The organism is Njordella calcicola (assembly GCF_056494125.1).
In genome coordinates this window covers 6,142,120-6,161,771 of the sequence record NZ_CM151396.1, presented here as the reverse complement: position 1 = coordinate 6,161,771, position 19,652 = coordinate 6,142,120, and the positions used below count along the sequence as shown (strand labels likewise).

11 protein-coding genes are annotated in these 19,652 nt (G+C 50.8%); 10 read left to right on the top strand and 1 reads right to left on the bottom strand.

The annotated features are described in order from the left end of the window. Positions 1–164: 164 nt before the first annotated feature. The 3 genes from SH302x_RS23730 (at position 165) to SH302x_RS23720 (ending at position 4,874) form a co-directional block, all read left to right on the top strand. On the top strand, positions 165–2,180 hold the full coding sequence (locus tag SH302x_RS23730; RefSeq protein ID WP_479365350.1) for a redoxin domain-containing protein: 2,016 nt from the start codon (positions 165–167) through the stop codon (positions 2,178–2,180). Between the two features lie 9 nt (positions 2,181–2,189). Beyond that, the gene (locus SH302x_RS23725) at positions 2,190–4,490 is read left to right on the top strand and encodes an efflux RND transporter permease subunit (protein ID WP_479365349.1); all 2,301 of its coding nucleotides are present in this window, start codon (positions 2,190–2,192) and stop codon (positions 4,488–4,490) included. 204 nt (positions 4,491–4,694) lie between these two features. Then, complete coding sequence (locus tag SH302x_RS23720) at positions 4,695–4,874, top strand: hypothetical protein (protein ID WP_479365348.1); 180 nt, start codon at positions 4,695–4,697, stop codon at positions 4,872–4,874. 556 nt (positions 4,875–5,430) lie between these two features. On the opposite strand, the gene SH302x_RS23715 is transcribed toward SH302x_RS23720, so the two are convergent. After that, positions 5,431–6,339, bottom strand: a complete 909-nt coding sequence (locus SH302x_RS23715; protein WP_479365347.1) for a DUF58 domain-containing protein — start codon at positions 6,337–6,339, stop codon at positions 5,431–5,433. 123 nt (positions 6,340–6,462) lie between these two features. On the opposite strand from SH302x_RS23715, the gene purE reads away from it, so the two are divergent. The 7 genes from purE to SH302x_RS23680 all read left to right on the top strand — a co-directional run bounded on the left by purE (position 6,463) and on the right by SH302x_RS23680 (position 19,649). After that, a complete protein-coding gene (purE, locus tag SH302x_RS23710; protein WP_479365346.1) occupies positions 6,463–6,960 on the top strand; it encodes a 5-(carboxyamino)imidazole ribonucleotide mutase in 498 nt (165 codons plus the stop codon). A 37-nt stretch (positions 6,961–6,997) separates the two neighbouring features. After that, positions 6,998–8,167 carry a 5-(carboxyamino)imidazole ribonucleotide synthase gene (locus SH302x_RS23705; RefSeq protein ID WP_479365345.1) on the top strand — a complete coding sequence of 390 codons (1,170 nt, stop codon included), beginning with the start codon at positions 6,998–7,000 and terminating at the stop codon, positions 8,165–8,167. A 403-nt stretch (positions 8,168–8,570) separates the two neighbouring features. After that, positions 8,571–8,978, top strand: a complete 408-nt coding sequence (locus SH302x_RS23700; RefSeq protein WP_479365343.1) for a hypothetical protein — start codon at positions 8,571–8,573, stop codon at positions 8,976–8,978. A gap of 393 nt (positions 8,979–9,371) precedes the next feature. Then, positions 9,372–15,632, top strand: coding sequence for a cadherin-like domain-containing protein (locus tag SH302x_RS23695; RefSeq protein ID WP_479365341.1), 6,261 nt, complete (start codon positions 9,372–9,374; stop codon positions 15,630–15,632). A 54-nt stretch (positions 15,633–15,686) separates the two neighbouring features. Then, positions 15,687–16,499: a hypothetical protein gene (locus SH302x_RS23690; protein WP_479365340.1), complete on the top strand. Its 813-nt coding sequence runs from the start codon at positions 15,687–15,689 to the stop codon at positions 16,497–16,499. A 13-nt stretch (positions 16,500–16,512) separates the two neighbouring features. Then, positions 16,513–17,613: a S41 family peptidase gene (locus SH302x_RS23685; RefSeq protein ID WP_479365339.1), complete on the top strand. Its 1,101-nt coding sequence runs from the start codon at positions 16,513–16,515 to the stop codon at positions 17,611–17,613. Beyond that, positions 17,613–19,649: a S1 family peptidase gene (locus SH302x_RS23680; protein WP_479365338.1), complete on the top strand. Its 2,037-nt coding sequence runs from the start codon at positions 17,613–17,615 to the stop codon at positions 19,647–19,649. Before SH302x_RS23685 ends, SH302x_RS23680 begins: the two co-directional genes overlap by 1 nt. The last annotated feature ends 3 nt before the right edge of the window (positions 19,650–19,652 follow it).

Sequence of the window (19,652 nt, the reverse complement as noted above, 5' to 3'; positions counted from 1 at the left end):
CAGGCGTCCGCGTTTTTGAAGCATATTTTAGCGGCTTTTTCGCGGCGATGTTCAGCTTTGCTACCTCTCTGGCCAGGAAAGATCGTTATGATTTGAGCAAACGGTTGGAGCTGGAAAGTATTTCCTGCATGACCTTCCATGCCAAGATCTGAACAACGACTCCCATGCGTAATTCTCTTCATCCAATATTTATGGCCATCCTGTTAAGCTTGCTGGCACATTCGGTGGCGCAGGCGCAAGTGGAAAAGCAGGTCGAACCCACCTCAATATCCGCCAGCGATTCACTCAGTCGACGGCCAGACTCCATCGACATGAAATCGCTGTTGTCGATAGATGGATCGGCCCAATCGATCGTTGATGGCCAAGTTGATTTAACCGTCATCTGCTTTTTTGCGACCGAATGCCCATTGTCACGATTCTACATGGCACGTTTGGAATCCATGAAAGCAACCTGGGATGCCAAGCGTGTAGCCGTGCTTGCGATTAACTCCAACGACCAAGACTCGCTGCAGGACCTCAAAGCGTTTCGAAACGAATTGAAGCTTTCCATGCCGATCTTAAAAGACCAAGACCAGTCGGTAGCCAGACAGCTTGCCGCGACTCGCAATCCGCAGGTCTACGTGATCGATCGGCAAGGCGCGATTCGTTACCAAGGTCGCGTCGATGATCAATACATGCCGGGGTTGGTTCGTGAAGAAGCGAAATCTCATGATTTGAAAGAGGCAATCGACGCGCTGCTCGCTGGACGATTCAACTTTGCTGCTAAGACCGAGCCGTTTGGCTGCAAGATCACTTATCGCAAAAAGACAGACCTCAATAGCTCAATCACTTATACCGGACAGGTCCATTCGATTCTTCAGCAACGATGCGTGGAATGCCATCGCGCTGGTGAGATTGGCCCTTTCTCGTTAACGGACTATGAAGAAGTGGTCGGATGGGGTGATATGATCATCGAAGTCGTCCAGCAGCATCGGATGCCACCTTGGCACGCCGACGATTCGGTCGATTTCGCCAACGCGCGTGCTATGCCCAACGATGAAAAAGTGATTTTGGAACAATGGGTTGCCAGCGGTATGCCTTATGGCGATGCAACAACGAAAATCGATGAGTCAGCAGCGCCAACACCAGCCGCAAAGAACGAACCAGATTTGCGGGTGCAGATGAACCAGCAACCGTTCAAGGTCCCTGCCGATGGAACGGTAGATTATCAATACTTCGTCGTTGACCCGGGATTAAAAGAAGATAAATGGGTGCGGCTGGCTGAAGTCCTACCCGGCAATCGATCCGTAGTTCACCATATCATCGTGTTTGTACGTCCGCCTGATGATGAAGACTTTCGAAACATCGGCTTGTTGGCAGCGTACGTGCCAGGACAAATGACCGCTGAACTGCCCGCAGGTTATGCTCAGCGGATTGCTGCTGGCTCACGCTTTGTCTTTCAAATGCACTACACCCCCAATGGCGTCGAGCAATTTGACTGTTCCACCATCGAACTGCATTATGCGGATCCATCACAGGTGAGCCACCAAGTTTACTCGGTTGCGGGATTGCAGCAGAATTTCGAGATACCGCCTTACGCTGCCAATCATCAAATCGAAGGCACGGTGCATCGCATGCCAGCTTCAGGCAAACTGCTCTCGCTCTCGCCCCATATGCACGTGCGTGGAAAGAGTTTTCAAGTGGTCGCCAGTACCGATCATGGCCAACAAATGTTGCTGAACGTCCCTCATTATGATTTTAATTGGCAACACAATTACATTTACCCTCAACCAATCGATTTGAGTACTCTGCACGACGTTCGTTTTACCGCCAGCTTTGATAATAGCGAATCTAATTTTGTGAATCCTGACCCATCGCAGTATGTCATGTGGGGCGATCAAACTTGGGAAGAAATGGCCGTGGTCTTTTTTGCGGTGGCTCAGCCGATAGAAAAACAAAAGCCCACGCATTCATCCACAGTTGCCATGCCCAACAACGATTGGCAAGCGACACGAGCCGCCCGAGTGAAGCAGCGCGTCGCTGAACGGATGCAAGCGCTCGATAAAGACGGTGATGGTCGTATATCCAAACGCGAAGTGCCTTCGGAGTTCGCGTTCCACGTCTTTCCTCGCATCGACGTCAATCACGATGAATTCATCGATGAAGAGGAAATGACTCGCTACGTCGAGTTGAACCAATAAGGTGGCAACTTGAGCGAGGTATCTTGTCGAACCATTGAGGAACGCGCATTCTCATCGGCTGTTGCGAAAATTTTGACGTTTCGCAAGACTGCTTGGTTGCTGGTCATCGCGTTGACTGTTCTGGCGACCATTGGCAATTTTCGCCCTGGCTGGCTGACACGTTATCTGTACACTCAGCCTCAGGCAATTCCCTCCGAAGCGACTTCGCAGCAAGCTTTCGATCGTCCACCCGATGTCGAGCCTTTTCGATATGCCAGTGGCGAAGTGATCTTGGTGGCGCAAAGCGATGATTTCTTTACACCGGCCGGAGCTGCCGCGTTGCGCAGTGTCGTGGACCGATTGAAAGAGTTGCCTTACGTTATGCGGGTGGTGTGGCTGGAAGATGCCCCGCCGTTGAATCTGTTCAATTTGGCAGAGCCCGTTTTGCCCAACTCGAACGCCTCGGCTACTCGATTTGAACTGGCCAAGCAGCGGGCGATTGCAAATCCGTTGATCGGTGGCCAGTTGCTGTCTGCTGACGGTTCATTAATGCTGATCATGATCGACATTGATTGGCTCCTGGTATCCAACGAAGGAGACGGAACCAAGAATCTCAAACAAGCAGCCGAGCAGACTGCATTGGAATATCCATCGGCGAAGATTCGATTTTCGGTGACTGGCGGTGCTCCGCTGCGCATGCTGGCCGCCCAGTCGCACGAGACCAATCAAATACGCTATCAGTTAATCGGTTACTCGGTCATCATTGTCTTTGCAGCGTTTTTATTTCGAGGCATCTCGGCAGTCATTATTGTTGCGCTCGCTCCGATTGTAGCCGTCTACTGGACGCTGGGTTGCCTGCGAATTCTGGAACTGCATGACAATCCATTCAACGAAGCCGTCTTGCCGGTGCTTCTAGCGATGATTGGCTTTACCGATGGTGTGCACATGATGGTGCAGATTCGTCGTCGGCGTGCGGATGGTTTATCGGGTTTAGAAGCTGCACGCATGGCGCTGCGTGAAGTCGGCTTCGCATGCTTTCTGACCTCGCTGACAACTGGTATTGGATTCGCATCGCTAATGTTAGCGCATCACAAAGTTGTTCAGGAATTTGGCTTGTGCTGTGTCATCGGAGTGATCTTTACACTCTTGGCGGCGTTGACCATCATCCCACTATTGTGTGCGACTCGGTTCGGCCAGTCGGTGGCCACAGGTTATGGCAAGAATTTTATCGATCGCAATTTAGAAAAGCTGTCGATTGTCGTCGATCTTGTTCTCAAATACCAACGTGCGTTTGCTTGGAGTGGCATCATCATCACTGGTGTGCTGGTGCTGATCGCGTCCACCTTGCGAGCCGACGAAAAGAAGACCACCATGTTGCCCGACGATGAAGAAGCTGTGGTGGCCTTGCGAACCATCGATGAAAAGCTGAAGGGCATGGAAACCGGATCGATCTCGGTAACTTGGTCTGATCAGATCTCTTCCGATGCACCGGAGGTAGGGCAGGTTATGCGCAAAATCGATCAGTTATTGATCGGAGAACCTCTGATTGGCCACCCGCTGTCCATTTATAACTTGATACAAGCATTGCCAGGTGATGGACCGATTGAAACTCGCATGTCGATGCTGGAACTGATGCCGCCCCCTTTGAAGCGAGCCTTTTATACGCCCGAGTATCGTTATGCCGAATGTCGTTTTCGGGTCCAAGACCTAGGTGTCGCTACTTACAACGACACGTTTTCTCGCGTCAGCGATGGGCTTCTCCAGATCGAGGCAGATCATCCGGAATTCAAACTGTCGTTGAGTGGCGACGCGGTGTGGCGATGGAAGAATCTGTATCGAATCATGCTGGACCTTTGCTACAGCTTGGGTAGTGCGGCGTTGATAATTTTCGTCGTCCTGACGATTGTCTATCGCAGTCTGCGATTGGGGCTTATTTCTATCATCCCCAATGTCTTTCCGTTGGCCGCGACGGCTTGTCTGTTGGTGCTCACCGGAGAGTATTTGGAGCTAGTCAGTGTCTGTGCGTTTACGGTTTGTTTGGGGATCGCGGTTGATGACACGATTCACTTTTTGACGCGGTTTCGGGAAGAATCGTTTCAAGGCGGCGATGCTCGGGCGATTGTTCGTCGAGCGTTTGTCGGCGTGGGGACAGCTTTGCTGATCACTACTTTGGTCTTGGTCGTTGGTTTGAGTACAGCGCTCAGCAGTCAAGCTCGTGAGACACGAGTATTTGTGACGATGGGGATGTTGACGATTACCACGGCGTTGTTGGGCGACATGCTTTTTCTGCCCGCGATGCTCGCCCATTTTCGTCCGAAGGGCAAGCCGTAGGCCGGTAACAAGGTCGCTTAGGTTGTTGCCGTAATTTTGCAAAGCAACCCAACCCCCGCCAATTGAGTTAGTGATATCGCAGAGAAAGCGACCGATGTTCCGGCAGTCTATCTTGTGATAGTCGTCGTTCGCTTCTTGTCGTTTGGTGCTGATTGTATTTGTGGGTCGTGGCCAGCGGTGTAGAAACAAAAAAAGCTCCTGGTAGTGAACGAGTCCCAGGGGGGCGGAGGACTACGAGCGACATTACCAGGAGCAATTTTTGATAAGAGTGGGCTCGTGGGCGTCCGTGCCCACATGGCCACACTGTTTGCATTGGGCCATCATGATTCGGCTCAGCCATCCATGGCGAGCTTGGTCACGTTGTTGGGCCAGAAGTTCTTGTGAAACTTCAAGCTCAACACCCAATGCGAACGTTTATTTCTAATCCCTCAGTACGACTGGCTGTAACTTCCAAGTCGCAGTCAGTCATGTGATGGCCGGAAGATAGTTCGGATCGAGTTTACAGGTCAAGTTGAGTTTGGCGAAATTTCCAAATTCAATCTGTAGCAATGCAAGCATTGAGCCGAAGTGAGCTCACGTTCAAGTTCTTAGCGACCGTTGGGCTTGCCCCAACGCGTCGCAACGGGATTGGTGTGCTAGGTTCTTAGCACACCAATTCTATTGCGAAGATTGGGCAAGAGAATGGGGGCAGGAGAATGGTCATGGAATCTATTCTCCTGCCCTGATTCTATTGCCATAAGAAATTCGGTCGCTCTTAGCGCATCAATCTTACTGCGAAGAAAGGGTACCACGCCCTGCTTCGCATCGGTGTTTGCACCGCAGCAGCGCGATCCAAATCCCGCTGACTCGTCCGGCGGACCGTTGGGCTGGCTGCGATACGACGTGAGCCGGCGAGGCTCCGAAAGAGTCAATTGCAAGACAAGCTGGAAGATGGAATTTCTTATCTCAGTAGGCCACGAGCTCGCAAGTAATGTTGCACCATGTAGTCGGCAGACTGGTCGCTGCGAGCCGAGATGTAATTGATGCTGCGACGATTGCAAAAGCTCTTGGCATCTTGAATAAATGCGTTCAGGGTCGCTTTATATCGCTGCAGCAAAGCGGCTGAAACACTGATTTCGCGAACGTCTTCGTCTTCGCAATCAACTAGTTTCAGATCACCTTTGATGTCTGGTTCGATTTCTTCGGGACTGAGAATATGGACCAAGAACACATCGAGATCGCGAGCTACAAGCATTCGTAAGGCGGCTTCATAGCCTTGCTTGTCCATAAGGTCTGTCAGCACCACGACAATGCCTTTACTCTTGGCGCGTGATACGAACTGCTTGACGGCTTCTTGCAGCCCAAGTCTTCCTACCGTTGGTTGATTAGGACTGGGCTGCAAACCTTGCAGTGTACTGACCAAGCGATGTGCACTGGAGCGGCCGCGTAGCACTACCGGCGTCGGTTGCTGGAACGATTGAAGGCTGACGCGGTCGCCGCGGCACAGACCGACATAACCCAACGCTGCGGTTAACGCTTGAGCGGCTTTCCATTTGGTTGGCGTGCCGAAATCCATGGAAGCGGAATCGTCGACAATGAAATAGATATGGAGGTCTTCTTCTTCTAGGAACAGCTTGATATACAACCGGTCCATGCGAGCGAAGAGGTTCCAGTCGATAAATCGCAAGTCATCGCCAGGCACATACGAGCGAAAGTCCGCGAATTCGACACTTTGGCCTTTGCGGCTGCTGCGTCGTTCGCCCTTCATGCGTCCTCGAAAGACCTTGCGAGTCACCAACTCCATGCGTTCCAACCTCGCCATGGTTTGGGGAGGGAGGATCGATTCTTCTTTTTCGGTCGTACTGCTCATCTTGATGACTTGTCCAAAAAAACTATGCTTCAGCCTTTAAAGTCGACGCGCAATGACCATAATCGAGCATCGTACGATGACTTTGCTACTTAATTACGATCGCTTCTACTGGGCGAGCATGACATGACTGTTTTGGCAAAACCGCTGGTTGGTATCATCATGGGCAGCCAGTCTGACTGGGAAACCATGTCGCATGCCGCCGAGGTGTTACGCGAGTTTAATATAACTTACGAAGCCGAAGTTGTGTCGGCACATCGTACTCCAGAGCGAATGTTTGAGTACGCCAAAAGTGCGGCTGGGCGCGGATTGCAAATCATCATTGCCGGTGCGGGCGGTGCAGCGCATTTGCCAGGCATGGTTGCATCGTTGACGCGGTTGCCCGTGTTGGGTGTGCCTGTCAAATCGGCCGCATTGTCCGGGCTCGATTCATTGCTGAGCATAGTCCAGATGCCAGGCGGCGTGCCTGTTGGGACGTTGGCGATTGGAATTGCAGGGGCAAAGAATGCGGGCTTGCTGGCGGCGAAGATCTTGGCAAACCACGACCCCGTTTTAGCAACTGCCGTCGAGCAATATGCTCAGCGGCAAAAAGAGACCGTGCTAGCCAACGCCAAACTTACTTAACTCAATTCAACTTCACGGGAGCTACACTTTGCCCGCAATGGGAAACAAAACGTTATGGCCGGGTGCACGGATAGGCGTGCTGGGTGGCGGACAGCTCGGACGCATGTTCGCTCAGGTCGCGCAGCGGTACGGTTATCACGTGGCGATCTTTTCCGATGAAAGTGAAAGTCCGGCGACGCAAGTGACTTCACAAGCACTTTCGCGTTCGTTGGAGGATCCGCAAGCCATCGAGGTCTTTGCTAAATCGGTCGATGTGATCACGCTGGAGTTCGAGAACATTCCGCTGGTCGCTATCCAGCGAGCTGCGTCGATCACGCCGGTGCGGCCTGGCGAACTTGTGTTGGCGACTTCCCAGAATCGTATTTTAGAAAAGTCGACGCTGCGCAATGCAGGATTTCCGGTGACACCATTCCATCGCGTCGACAATGCTGAGGATTTGAATACGGCAGGTGAATTACTTGGCTGGGATCTCATTTTAAAGACTGCCAACTGGGGCTACGATGGCAAGGGTCAGCGAAGTGTTCATAACCAGGCCGAAGCGATGGAAGCCCTTGCGCGGCTGGGACCGAGCAACTTGATTGCCGAGCAGCGGATCTCGTTTTCCGACGAAGTCTCGATCCTCGTTGCCCGCAGCTTGACTGGCGAAGTGAAAGTTTATCCGTTGATTCACAATACGCATGTTCGTCATATCCTTGACCTATCGATATGTCCGGTGGCAGAATCGTTGGCCACGTTGGAACAGCAAGCGACCGAGATTGCGATTGGCATAGCCGAACATTTGGGGTTGATCGGTTTGTTGTGTGTCGAGTTCTTTGTGGCCGATGGAAAGCTGCTGATCAACGAGGTCGCGCCGCGCCCGCATAACTCAGGGCATTTGACGATGGAAGCCAGCTACACCAGTCAATTCGAACAGCAATTGCGAGCCATCACGGGTATGCCTTTAGGAGATACATCCCTGCGGTCGCCGGTCGCGATGGTGAACTTGATGGGCGATATCTGGAGCAGTGGCCGCCCGAATTGGGAGTTGGCTTTTGCGCGGCCCAACGCGTTCCTGCATCTTTACGGCAAGTCCCAACCACGGCCCGGTCGTAAGATGGGGCATCTCAACGTTCTGGCTCAGACATCGCAAGCGGCAGCGGCCGAAGCGATCGAGTTGCGGCGACAGTTGATTCGCTCACCGGGCGAGTTGTTTCCCACGATGGAGTAAGTGGTAGTCCTGACGCCGCCTGCGACTGGATTTGTGACAATGTCGCGCCGAGTAAAAGCGAAATGGACTTCAAGTTGCGAAGGGGGACTCTGGCCCAGTTAGCTCGATCTTTGAGATGGCCGCGCGTGTGCAGGATGGCTTGGGATCATCGCAATCGCTTGGTGTCGGTGACCTATCGCGTGGACATGAGGATTGGCATCACCCATGACCCTGGCTCCCTTCGCCCCTGTCTTCAGGGGAGAAGGGCTGGGGATGAGGGGCTGTTCTGGTGCTTGCGATCGAAGCGGCAGCAAGCTGATTGTAAACATCGATCGACAGGATGATCAGGATAAATCGCTCCAATCCTGTGCATCCTGTATATCCATGTTGACTTCCAATCGCACCGGCATCTAGGAACTCGCGTTTGAAGTGTGTTCGTACAATTGATTCGGAGACGGCCTGGTTTTACAGTGAAGGCCATGCGCTGCTGCAATTCAGAGATACCGATGGAGTCGGCAGTGCACAAAATCTACGGTTATCGAATCGTTACTTGGTTGCGGATATTGCCGACATGCTATTGGCGGACGAGCAGTTCTTGACCATTGATGGTCCGCTGTTCGGTGCCACATCGGCTAGCGGAACTGCTGGTAGCACGCTCTGGCCGCTGACAGATCACTTGGGGAGTGTGCGCGATGTGGTCGATGACAGCAAAATCGTGCGGCAGCTTTTTCCAGGACTCTTTGCGCAACGAGGTTATACTGCAGACGACATGCAATTGTTCATGCATGGCAACTGGCTGCGCTTCTTTAGCGAGGCCTTGCCGAAAAATTAAGCTGCTTATCACTAGGACGCAACCATTGCTCCACGCCGTGAACGCTCACCATTAAATCTTCTTCCCCAGGTTTCAGCTCTTGCAGTATTACCGACCCTTCGGCTCGATCCTCACAGTTCAGCACGTAGCCGTGCAAGTGAAAGTTGGCGACGTTCAATGAAGGCCACTGGATGGGTAAGTTTGGAGTCATCTCGCATGACGCACTTCGGAAGATTCCGGTGCATTTACCGAAAACTTTCCGGAATTTTGTTGACACACGGTTTTGCGACCTTTAAAACCGAACGCCAACGACGCTTCGTTCCACTTCGTCACACCGATCAAGGGATCGAATTCGCCGCAATGCTATCACACGTGTGCGTTACCGATCCACCTCTCCCACTCGGAACTTCCACTATGCGGCTACCTACTCTCTCTCTCTCTCTCTTCAAGAAACGTGCCAAGCGTTCTATCTCGCAGCGGCAATCTCCCAATACACACGTCCTGCGAAAAACCTTGCTCGAAGGGCTCGAGCGTCGGGACCTGCTCAATGCAGCACCGATTGTCCAAGATGACAATGCTTACTTCACTGCCATGAATACCGATCTGGTAGTGACAACGTCCTCATCCCCAGCCCACCTGCTGGCCAATGACGCCGATGTCGATGGCGGGTTGCTCGCAGCTTCCGTTGTCACCAATCCAAGCTCCGGCTCTTTAATTAGCTTCAATAGCAACGGCACCTTCACCTATCGACCCAATACCAGCTTCACAGGCATCGATAGTTTCACGTACAAAGTCAACGATGGCACCAGCGACAGCGGCTTGGCCACCGTTCAAATCGCCGTGGGCACCAGACTACTGGCCAAACAGAATCTCGATAGTAATAACCTGTTCGTATCTTCCATCGTTTCCGCTGGCGCTAGCAGCGGTTTTGGTGGCGATGGCGATATCACCGCCGACCCGACCTCGGGCGCTCTGATCCTCAACGAAGAAATCCTACCCGACGTGAATCTGGTCTACCGCAGCGATTCGCTCGAAAAGCCCATCATTACCGTCCATACGCAATTAGCACCAGGACTTTCCGTTCCAACGGCTCTTTCTGCCGAGCTTATTTTCAATGGCGTTTCAGGTACAACTTATCACTATGACACTTCCGGTCTAACCTCTGGCCAGAGCCTCCGTATCGCCCTGCAAGCCGATGGTTCATCACTGGATACAGGCATGTATGCCTACACGCTACGCATTACCTCGACCGTTAGTGGTGTCAGCTCTTCCCAGGACTTTGATGGACTGCAAGCGATCGTCAGGAGGACCGCATCGGCCACTCCAAGCACACAAGAGTTCGGTCGCGGCTGGTTCGTCGACGGCGTGGATCGGCTCTATGACCAAACGGCCACAGGACGCGTGGGAGCCCTGCTGGTGAAAGGCAATGGCGATACACTTTGGTTCCCAAAACCCAGCTCTACCTATCTGGCCGCTCGCGGCGATCTTCTAAGCCAAGTCCTAGTCAAGAATGGCGATAACACCTACACATTGACCGACAAACTTGGCCACGAAACGAACTTTGACACCGCAGGCAAGATCACTTCGCGCATCGACTTGAACAGCAACACGATCAGTTATGCCTACGCGTCGGATCGCTTAAGCACCATCACCGATCCCTACAGTCGCGTCATAAGCTTTAGTTATTCCAGTGGCAACATCACCAGCATCAGCCACTATTCCGGTCGCTCCACTGCAATGAGCATAAGCAGCGGCAAGCTGGCATCCTACACACTTACCGATCCCGATGGAGCTGGTCCCATCGCGGCTCCTGTTTTTGCGTTTGGTTATAATGGTTCCAACCAACTAACTTCACGCACCAACGCGGTTAGCCAAGCGACTAGTTTTGCGTATCGCAGCACTGATGGCCGACTGCAAACCATTACCCATCCAGATTCCAACACGCGAGGCATTCTCGCCATCGAATCGATTGGCATACCGACGGGAACTACAGGCAACGTAGTCAAGAAGGCCATCGACGCTCAGGCCGAGATTACTGACGAACGCAACAACAAATGGAAGTTCCGAACAGACGCCTTGGGGATGACAACTGAGACGATCACCGCTCTGGGATTTACCACCAGCATTTTGCGGGATAAAGACGGCCGAGAGTACGTACGGCAGTTGCCTGATCCCGACGGCAGTGGCCCGTTGGATGTCGATGCAATCGTCACCGGTTATGATTCAAAGGGCAATCGCGTCTTTTCACTAGAGCCTGCCTCTGGGACCAAGACGTGGACTTTTTCATCCACCCTCAACCGTGTGCTCACCGCCACCGACGCTGTTGGTCGCACCCAGAGCTATTCCTACGATAGCTATGGGAACATGCTCACCCACACCGATGGTGGCGGGTTTGTGACGACTTACACTTATAACTCACGCGGACTACCAATCAGTATCACGCAACCAGATCCCGATGGAGCCGGGGCTTTGGCAGCGCCAGTGTATGGTCTAGCTTATGATTCCAACGGACGTTTGATCACGCTTACCAATCCCGACAGCAGCACGCAAAGCTTCACGTACAACACCGCCAACCAGATGCTCACGCAGGTCGACGAGCTGAGCAAAACGACGACACTGGTTTATGACAACTTGGGCCGCCAGACCAGCATCACCAACCGGACCAGCGACGCGACGACGTTTGTCTTTGACGCAATGTCGAGAATCGTCAAGCAAACCGATGCCTTGGGCAACGAAACCGACACGGCCTATAACAACCGTGGCTGGATCGCTTCGATTACCTATCCTGATCCTGACGGAGCTGGACCGTTAGATCGCCCTGTGGATACCAGAACCTACATCGCTACTGGCCAGCGAAGCGCCAATAGTGTGCCCGGCAACAACTATAACAGCTCACGCAGCTATACGTTTGATGCCGACGGAAGGTTGACCTCCAAAAGCGATCCGGCCCAATACGGCAACGATGAAATGTTCTCCTTTGATAATCGCAACCGGCTTATTGCCTTTTGGGATTCCACGCTCAATCCCACCGTCATCGCCTATGATACAGCCGGGCGCGTCACCAGCCGGATTCAACACGATTACGTGGTATCCCCGAGCCAGCCCACGATCTTCAGTGCCGTCTATTATAGTTACACGCTCGCCGGTGAACTGGCGACTGAAACCGATGGACGCGGTAACACCAAGAGCTTCTCCTACAACTCTCGCGGATTACTGGCAACCGAGCAGATGCCAGATCCCGACGGTTCAGGCAGCCAGTTCGGGCAAATCATTGAGCATGCTTATGATAACCTCGGTCGCAGAATCAGTACCTTTGATGGCTACGATCGCACTACCAGTTTTGAATATAACTCCCGCTCCTGGCTAACCAAGATCACCGACCAGGACCCTGATGGAGCTGGACCAGCCAGTTCGCCGGTGTCGCAGTTTGCCTACAACGCTCGCGGCGACAGAACTTCTATGACCGACCCGCTGGGACGCGTGACCAGTTTCACCTACGATGACGAGCAACGAGAGCTCACCGTCACCCTGCCCGACCCAGATGGCGGTGGCCCCCTATCGGCTCCCGTTTATGAAAAGCAGTACAACGATGTCGGCTGGGTGGTAGCGACCATTGATCCCAATAATGGCACGACCGCAATCACCTATGACAACATGGGGCGCCAGTTGACCATCACACGCCCTGATCCCGACGGCGGCGGACCTCTCTCAGCGCCGGTCATCACGAATCAATACAATGACCAGGGCCTGTGGAAAGTCACAGACGCAAACGGTGCCACGATCACTTTTACGCGCGATGGACAAGGGCGCGTCATTGACCAAGAAGACGACGATGGAAACGTGACCAGTTTTGAGTATGACTACTATGGGAACTTGAAGAAAGAGATTCAACCCGATCCGGATGGGGCAGGTCCTTTAGGAAGACCAACGACGACTTACAACTACGACCCAGCCAAACGCGTTACTTCCAAAATTGATCCCAACGGAGGCTACACTCATTATGCGTATGATACTGCCAGCAACATGATCTCACTGACCGATCCGGCCAATAACAAAACCGATTTTGGTTACGATGGCCAGAATCGCTTGGTCATCAACACCAACAGCCTCTCGAAATCCAAGAGCTATGTTTACGACGTCAGCGGGAACCTCACGCGAACTGTGGATCGCAACGGACGCACGATCCAATATGTCTTCGATGGGCTGGATCGAGTTACCGATGAGAAATGGTACACCAATTCTGCCAATCCTACTTTGACCGTCAGCACCACCACGCAAGGTGGCAGCCTCAATGAAGTCCAGCGCGTTGGCTGGACGGCCAGCGATACCATGAGCGGGACGTTTACGCTGACCTACAGCGGCCAAACAACCTCTGCAATTTCTGCTACTGCGACTGCCGCTCAGGTGGTGACTGCCTTGGAAGCCCTATCCAATATCGGAAGCGGCGATGTGGCCGTAGAACTGCTGCCAGCCGACTATGGAACAGGCGATCGCATCTACCGTGTCACTTTCCAAGGCGCACTGGCTGCCACCAATGTCAGCCAAATGACGATCAACGTCAGCAACATCACGGGTGGTTACTATTCTTCGCCCACAGCAGTCCAAGCGACCGATGTGACTGGGGGCGTTTTTAGCGAAGTCCAACAACTGACACTCAGCAACGCCAGCGGCGGAACGTGGCGATTGGCATACCGGGGTGAAGTGACCGCACCGCTGGCACACAACGCCAATGCAGCGGCGGTGGAATCGGCTTTGGAATCACTGAACGGTATTGATCAAGTGACCGTCACCGGTTCCAGCGGCAACTTCACCGTCACCTTCGCGGGCTCGCATACCAACCAACCCATGGAGCAGATCTTCGGAGACGCTGCCAATGCCACCAACGGCACTCTGAATCGGACGATTACCAAAGAATACAACGCTGCTAGCGAACTGGTCAGTGTCAGTGATCCTAGCAGCACGATTGAGTACACACGCGATGCGCTGGGCCGAGCAACCGGCATTGAAAATGTCATCGCAGGTTTAACACCCGTGGTGACGTTGGCTCAAGTCTTCGATGCGGCCAATAACCGCACGCAACTGAGCGCGACGATTGGCAGCACTGCAGACTTTAAGAACACCTACCAGTTCGATGCGGTCAACCGACTTGTAGATATTGTGCAACAATCTCAATCGGGCGGTAACGCTGTCACAGCAAAACATGTCACGATCGGCTATAATGGGCTGGGCCAGCAGACTTCGATCCAACGTTACCAAAGTACAGGCACCTCCAACGCCGTGGCAACTACGACCTTTACCTTTGATGTGATCAATCGCTTAAGCAATCTGGAGCATAAGCAAGGTAGTACCGTGCTAGCCGAATACGATTACACCTATGACGGTCTGTCACGCTTCACCAGTATTGATTCATCAATCGAAGGTCTTTCGGAGTTCGAATACGATGCTCAGGGGCAGCTTAAAGAAGCGGACCATTCGTCCCAGACTGACGAAAGCTACACCTATAATGCCAACGGCTCTCGTTCGATGACCGGTTACACCACCAGCAGTAACAACCGCACGACGGCGATGCCAGGATTCACTTTTGCGTACGATGATGAAGGCAATCGTACGCGCAAGACAGAAACGGCGACTAGCAAGGTTGAGGATTACGAATGGGATCATCGCAATCGATTGACATCAGTAAAATTCCGTAACTCGGTCGGTGGCTCGATCACCAAGCAAGTTGACTATGAATACGATGCGTACAATCGCTTGGTGAAGCGGACGTATGACGCTGACGGCGCTGGCGGCGGGGCACCGACTTCGCAATACTGGGTCTACGATGAAGGCATCAACGCGGTGTTGCAGTTTGATGGCAGTGCAGCCAGCGATCTTGCGCATCGATATTTGTGGAGCAACCGTGTAGACCAGTTGCTTGCCGACGAGCAAGTCACCAGTCTGGGCAGTGGCGGTAATGTGTTATGGGCCTTGTCCGATCATTTAGGCACGATCCGCGACATAGGCGACTTCGATGAATCGACCGGAATCACCGCCATTGCCAATCATCGCAAGTACAACGCTTTTGGAGCACTGATCAGCGAGACGAACGCTGCAGTAGATCTCATCTATGGTTTCACCGGCAAGCAGTTAGATGACGTGACCCATTTACAGCACAACCTTTACCGCTGGTACGACTCTGCCCTCGGCCAATGGCTGAGTGAAGATCCCCTCAGCTTCGCCGCCGGCGATGAGAATTTGAGGAGGTATGTTTACAATAATATACTGGCAAGAACAGATCCACTAGGACTACAAGGTCAAGAAGCAAATCCAAGTTCGGATGTAGACATTAATTTAAGTCCAAGTTCAGACAACAGTTCAGTCGAACTCAATTTAGAACATACGTGGCGATTCTACAATTATTCGGGAGTAAACAATTTCTATACCGATGTACCTAATGGTGGTGGAAACTATGTCTTAAGAGCAGAGTATCAGCCAAGCCCAGAGTTAAAACTCGGAATCGAGTATGGCAACGACTGGAAACTACCGAAATCGTACGCAATTTTCGATCTCCAGCTTCTCTTTAAACCTAATGAAGGTTACGGACAATTGAAGGGATATGGAAAATTTAAAACTGACGAGACTGGCGATTCCGAAGTTAGTTTTGGAATAGAGGGCAGCCTTCCGATCGGAAAGTAGTGACATTTTGGTCCACCCTAAGTCAAAAATCTAGCATCATCACGAGGATATAGTTTGCTTACCAACGATAGATGTGTAGTCATTACACCATATATCAACAGAATTGAACACTCTGTAGAAAAAAACCTCAGGGAACTTGAGAAACGAGGCTATATTGTTTGGCGAGAATTCGGAATCTCAGCTATTGATTATGCTAGATGCCTTCTTGCAACTAGAGCTTTAGATCAAGGGTTCTCTGAAACGCTATGGATCGACAGTGATATAGAATTCGACCCAGATCAAGTTGATAATCTGCGGGCAATTACTTGGAATGATCTGAAAAAAACAGAGAACACAAAGCAATCGGCTGCCGCGATCGAGAATTTTAGTAAAAAATTCGAACAGCCTGGGTTATTATGTGGAATTTATGTTAAAAAGTCAGCTCTGGATTTCGCGGCAAACTTCCGTGGTGGAGTTTCGCATATCAAACTGGGCTCTAGTACAGAACCACAGTTGATTAAAAGTGCTGGTTGCGGAATGATGCTGGTAAGGAAGTGGCTGTACCAATGGGTTGAATCCTTTCATCAACTTCCGCTTTGCAAATCGTTGAGCGGATTAAGAATAACGCCTTACTTTCTCCCAATGGTTGTTGTTGAGAGTCAAGGCGACGCTATCTACTTGTGTGAAGATTACGCTTTTTGTGAACGTGTTCGCGCTTCGGGAGTTCCGATTTATGCGGACACTAGGTTGAGGATCTTCCACCTAGGCCAATATCGCTATAGCTGGGAAGACCTAATCTGGAAATCGCCGCGGTACGAAACATTTGAACTGGAAAGAGAGCCAAGGGAATCTATAGCAAAGAAAACAGGGGGAGCGAGTGAACACTAGCTGGAAGTGCCTAATGATTTTTCTGATTGCGATTTGCTTGAAAGCTGAGGAAATCGAGCAACCAAACGCTCACATTATGAAAGCAGAGTATTGCGTGGACTCCCCCTTCCCTTATATAAGTTTACCATCAATTCGCAGTTCAAATAAAACAAAAGTTGATTTGCTTCTGAATTGTAAGCACATTTCGACCTTTCAATCGGGTGTTCCAGAAATAATCGGCATTCAGCTTAACGATACAAAGAGACATGACCTGAATGGATTACGATCTCTAAAGAATGACTTTGCCTTATTTAAAGACATGGGTCGAATTCAAGAAATCTTTGTATACCCAGCACCAAATCCTGACTACCTGTGGGAAAGATTTGGTGGGGAGTTAAACCGCGATGCACTACGAGCTCTTACGCTCACACTTGATCCAACGAATGGGTCTTTGTCGCTTGATCTTGCGTCAACGGCAGAAGAACGGCAGTACGCAGTGCCTTCTGTAGTGCTAAAGCTCGGAAACGAAACTGTAAAACTAAACATCGATTTAAAGATGAGCGTCGCTTTAAAGCTCTCGCGGCGGACGATCGAACGACTAAAACAGAAAACACCATCGCAAGTCGATCATGTTTCAACTCCCAGTCGAGCCAAAGATTTCTCGACGTACAAATTAGCAAATCCTGTAATAGGCGGGGAAACCCTATCGTCACTTTATGCTGAAGTAGACGGCACTCTAGATCGAATTGGACCGCTGGCTTTAAATCGCTTTAAAACAATCATTGATTTTGGATCTGGAACTGTCTTACTAAAACCACGCGCCATCGATATCTTTTGCGACCATTCGTACTTTGACGGAATGGTATTTCGGGCTGAAAGTAATAATGATTCAACCTATCTGGTCGTAGCAGACCTGTTGCCTCTCTCTGTCGCCCAGCTAAGCGGTATAGAAAAAGGGGACGAAATTCTACGCGTTGGCATGATAGATTTAAAGCCATTATCAAGCATGAACCTTAAACGTGCGATTCACACTATACTAAATATCCGCACATCGCCTATCTTGATTGAAGTCAGCAGGGGTAATCAATTAAAGGTTATTGAACTCCTTGGATTTGAACAATCTTTACAACAATAATGATGCATAATCTATACTTTGCTTATGTAAGTCTAGCCAGTGTTCTGATTGCCATGCCGTTATGGCTATTGTCTCAATGCAATTGTGACGGTGGCGATAGCAGTGGCTGCTTTTCGGGTATGATTTTGGGTTATAGTGAAATCACCCGTACAGTTGAGAAAAACAACGTCACGGTGGTTTCAGACACAGGTGGTCATTTGTATTTAATAACGCCATCAGCCGGCATCCAATCATTTACAGGGAATGTTCTTTTTTCTTTCTTTTCGCGGGACGATAAAGACAAGCATGCAGTTTCCACACGCGCGCTAAAGTTGCGAAGTGAAAACTGGAAATTTTTCCCTTATGGCATTTCAGCTCTTCGCTTAAATGATTACTTATCAGCCAATGAATGTGCTGAAATTGCAAAGATAGCCTGTGGGCCTGACCAATTTCTTGATGACAGTTCCGGTATGGAGCGATTTAACGTTCAAACCCCGCAGCTTCTGGAAGGCCATTTTCCGTTACTGATGACCCATAGTGCACGCAAGACTGATAGAGACAGGAATGGTAGTCAGGTCTTAGGTGAAGTCGAACTGCAAAACGCTCAAGCTTGCATTGGTTCGCCATTGATCTACGGTACTTATCCAGAGTCTAAGAACTTTGCAGGCATGTTAATTGGCGCGAAAGGGAATCTTGGTTTTTATGTCAAGAGCAAGGCTTTACTTGATCTCATTGAGAACGATCGCTTCGTAGACTCAAGTTCACACCTTGATCAAGACTTAGAGTTGACCCATCCGCAGTTGGTGACGCTCCCGTCCCCAGTTGAATTGACCGATGGTAATCTGGCAGCACTTGTAAGACTCGACGAAAATCATCTACTAATGCTCATTCCAAGCAAATCATTGTCACGTGAAAGTTCGGTTTTGCGACTTGGACGAAACGCAGAAAAACAGATGCTGACGTCGTTTGCAAAACTCATGCCAGAGTTGTCTTGGAATCACACAGAGTTTGGATTATCGGTCGCAGCGATTGATTTAACTGTACTGGACACTTCTTTAAGCGAAGTACTCATTGGCTTAGCTTTCCGTGGTTTTGCTCCTGAGGAATTAAAGCACCAACGCCAGCAACAACTCGTCGTTACGCCCGTATCGGTACGACTAAAGACCGGATTGTGCACTGAGTCGTGTACATTATTCAGCCCTGACATGCAAACTGGCGACTATCTTTCGACATACACAACCGCTCATGATGCATTAGTAGGACAACCAATTGTCATTGAAGACAATGATAAAAAGCTTTTGCTATCTGCGATTACGATTAATGTCGCGATCGACGAAGGATTTTGTTCTAGTATTACTCGCGGTCAAGCATTAGCTGTGAATTACTTTGAGAATATGGTTGCTTCAAAGAAATGGAATGCAGAGTCAGACTGGGCTAATGTTTTACGTAGGCATCATATTGTGATTAATATTGTTGAGGAATGTCTCAATGGATTTGTAGTCCATCTTCAGCAACAGATGTTTGTAGTTACATGCAGGCATCTTCTCTCAAAGAAGGAAGACTTTCTACGCATCGGCGTCGCTTCCCGCAATAAGTCGACTTCCTACTATGAGGACTATACCGAGGTCAGGGTCAAAGGGGAGTGGCGAGTCAATGACTCTGACGTCGCCGTTTTCGTTATAGACGAAGCAAATAACTCTGCGTCGATTTCTCAGTTGTTACTGGACGCTTCAGTTCCGCTGACCACAGATCCCGCACGAACTGGTCAACACGCAGTTGTCGTATCGGCGCTTGAACGGCAGCTCTTTTGTTTTGAAGAGATCGTTGCAAGTGACACAGTTCACGCATTAAAACTACCTTTCACCACTAACGGGACGTACCTTGCATGCCCCGCAGTGACACGAGGCTGTAGTGGCTCGCCTGTATGGCGACAGGAGGGCGATAACACTTGGAATGTTATAGGGATTGTTTCTGGAGTTGGTGCAACGTCCCTCGGTGATAGTTGTGCAACGATTGTTTCTCCTGTAGATGACATATTGGTTCTGACGAATAAGTAAGAG